This is a genomic window from Polaromonas aquatica, assembly GCF_042659145.1.
GTDB classification, from domain to species: domain Bacteria; phylum Pseudomonadota; class Gammaproteobacteria; order Burkholderiales; family Burkholderiaceae_C; genus Polaromonas; species Polaromonas aquatica.
The window spans coordinates 1-3,301 of sequence record NZ_JBHSRS010000058.1; the positions used below are offsets into that span (position 1 = coordinate 1).

General features: G+C 60.0%; 1 protein-coding gene and 1 pseudogene. Both read right to left on the bottom strand.

The genetic code is table 11. The features are described from left to right. Nucleotides 1–3,029 (bottom strand): efflux RND transporter permease subunit (locus ACFQND_RS12435; RefSeq protein WP_377413674.1); only part of this gene is annotated, 3,029 nt, incomplete at its 3' end. Then, a pseudogene (locus tag ACFQND_RS12440) lies at nt 3,029–3,301 on the bottom strand (efflux RND transporter periplasmic adaptor subunit); the annotation flags it as partial. The gene ACFQND_RS12435 and the pseudogene ACFQND_RS12440, both read right to left, overlap by 1 nt.

Consider the following 3,301-nt stretch of genomic DNA (forward strand, 5'->3'; position numbering starts at 1 on the left):
AACAACATCAGGGTCAAAGCCGTGGCCGTGATCAACCCGCCGATCACGACGATGGCTAACGGGCGTTGTATTTCGGACCCTGGGCCGGTTGCGAACAGCAACGGGATCAAACCGAAGGCGGTAATGGAGGCCGTCATCAGCACCGGCCGCAGCCGGCGCTTCGCTCCCTGCAAGACGACCTCACTCAGCCTCATTCCCTCGCTCTGTAGCTGATTGAAATAACTCACCAGGACCACGCCATTGAGGACCGTGATGCCCAGCAAGGCGATGAAACCCACTGACGCGGGCACCGACAGGTATTCGCCGGTTACCCACAAAGCAACGATTCCACCCACCAGCGCAAACGGGATGATGCTCAAAATGAGCAGGGCTTGGCGCACAGATCGGAAGGTCGAAAACAGCAGCACGAAAATCAACCCCAGTGCCACCGGAACCACCACCGTGAGCCTGGCCGCAGCGCGCTGCTGGTTTTCGAACTGACCGCCCCATGTGACGCGGTAGCCGGTATCCACAGGCACTTTCTGGCCCACCAGGGCCTTTGCTTCCTCGACAAAACCCACCAGATCGCGCCCTGAGACGTTGGCGATGACGACGCTGTAGCGGCTGCCCATTTCACGATCGATCTTGACCGGCCCGGCCGCGCGTTCAAGTTTCGCCACACTGGTCAAGGGAACCGTATTGCCATCCTTGGTCGTGATGCGCATGGCGCCGAAATCGGCGGGTGACATCCGGATGCTCTCGGCACCGCGCAATACGATGGGCGTGCGGCGGTTCCCCTCAATAACAACGCCCGCTCGCTGACCTTCAATTTGCGTACGCAGCGCGTCCTGAACTTCCTCAACGCTCAAGCCCAGCCGCCCCGCCTGCAGACGGTCCACCGCCACCCGCAGGTACTGCACACCATCGTTTTGTACCGTGTAGACGTCCTGGTTTCCAGAAACAGTCTTCAGCAGCGCCACTACCTGGCTTGCATACTCGTTGAGCTTGTTCAGGTCGGGTCCGAAAATCTTGATGGCCAGGTCACCGCGCACGCCGATGATCATTTCTGACACACGCATTTCGATGGGTTGCGTGAAGCTGTACTTGATACCAGGCATGGGGTCGAGCACCTTGCGCACCTCGTCCATCAGCGCTTCCTTGGTTTTCATGCGCCACTCGCCTTGCGGCTTCAACAGCAAGTAGGTATCGGTCTGGTTCAGTCCCATCGGATCGAGGCCGATTTCATCGGAACCGGCACGGGCGACGATGCCATGCACTTCCGGGATGGCTTGCATGATGGCGCGATGAATCTTTAAATCGAGGGCAGCGCTTTGTTCCAGGCTGATGGACGGGAGTTTCTCGATGCCGACGATCAAGTCACCTTCGTCCATTGTCGGCATGAAGGTCTTGCCAACCTGGGTGTAAATCAACCCGGCCGCCAACAGCATGACAGCCGCGACCGCTGCAACAACACGCTGCCGTTGCAGGCCCCAAATAAGCGCTGGTTCATAGAGCTTCAGGAGCTTGCGTGGCAGCCACGGGTCTTCGTGTTTGACTTCGCGCAACAGGTAAGACGCCAACACGGGAATGATGGTCAGCGACAACACCAGCGAGCCGGCCAAGGCAAAAACGATGGTCAGCGCCACCGGCACAAAGTACTTGCCTTCCAGGCCTTGCAGCGTGAGCAATGGCAGGAAGACGGTGATGATGATCAAAATCCCGGCGGTGACCGGAACCGCTACTTCACGCACCGCCCGGTAAATGGTGTGCAGACGCGGCAGTTTGCCGGCGGTGGGGTCGGTCGCAAGGCGTTGCACAATGTTTTCCACGACGACCACGGCTGCATCAACCAGCATGCCGATGGCAATGGCCAGGCCACCCAGGCTCATCAGGTTGGCCGACATGCCAAAGGCGCTCATCAGGATGAACGTGATCAATGCCGCCAGCGGAAGCACCAGCGCCACCGTTAATGCAGCACGGATATTGCCCAGGAACAACCCAAGCAGCACGATGACCAGCACAGTCGCTTCTATCAGAGCGGCCGACACGGCATTCACGGCCTTGGTGACCAGTGAGGCCCGGTCATAAAAGGTCTTGATCTCGACGCCGGGCGGCAAGGTTGGCTGGAGTTCTTCCAGCTTCTTGCGCACACCCTCCACCACCATTTTGGCGTTGGAGCCGGCCAGGCCCAGCACCAGGCCTTGCACGGCTTCGCCCTTGCCGTTTTGCGTCACAACGCCGTAACGGGTCACCGTCCCGATCTTGACCTCGGCCAGGTTACCCAGGCGAACGGGTGAACCGTCCTTCATGGTCACCACGATGGCGCGCAGATCTTCGAGGCTGGTGATGCTGCCTTCGCTGCGGACCAGCAAGACTTCGTCGCCTTCACCGAGCCTGCCAGCGCCATCGTTGCGATTGTTCGCCCCGATCGCGTCTTTCATCTGCGTGACGGTCACGCCGCTGGCGGCCATACTGGCCAGATCGGGCACCACTTCGAAGGCTCTGACGACTCCCCCCAAGGCGTTGACATCGGCAACGCCGGGAACGGTCCTCAACGCGGGTCGGATAACCCAGTCAAGTACGCTGCGCCTTTCCGCCAGGGACAGCGTCTCGCCCTCCACCGTGAACATGTACATTTCTCCGAGCGGAGTGGTGACAGGGGCCATGCCACCGGAAATGCCGGTCGGCAGGTTTTCCGTCAGGCCACCCAGACGTTCGCTCACCTGTTGGCGAGCCCAGTAGCGGTCAGTACCGTCCTCGAAGTCAATCGTGATATCGACCAGACCGTACTTGGTGACCGAGCGCAGAATTTTTGTTTTCGGGATGCCGAGCATCTCGACTTCAATCGGCACCGCAATGCGGCTCTCGACTTCTTCCGGGGTCATCCCGGGCGCTTTCATGATGATCTTGACTTGCGTGCTGGTTACGTCAGGGAACGCGTCAATTGGCAATCCGCGCAAGGCGTACCAGCCCGCACCGGCCACCATCAAGGTCGCCATCAGCACAAACAGACGTTGCGCCAGGGAAAATTGAACAAGGCGGGAAAGCATTACTTGCTCCCCTTGTCGTTGAGCCATGCACCTTTGAGCGCTACTATGCCGCTGACTGCGACTGCCTCGCCCGCTTTGACGGGCCCCTGAATCCGGACCCGCTGACCGGAGCTGGCTGAAACTTTGACAGGTCTGGCTTCAAATCCCTCTGGCGTGCGCACAAACACGTAGGCCTGATCGCCTTCATGCGCCACGGCCGACAGCGGAAGATCCCATGCGCCTGCTGTGGCAGCTGCCGGCAGTTCGACGGTCAACAACTCGCCGGGGCGTAC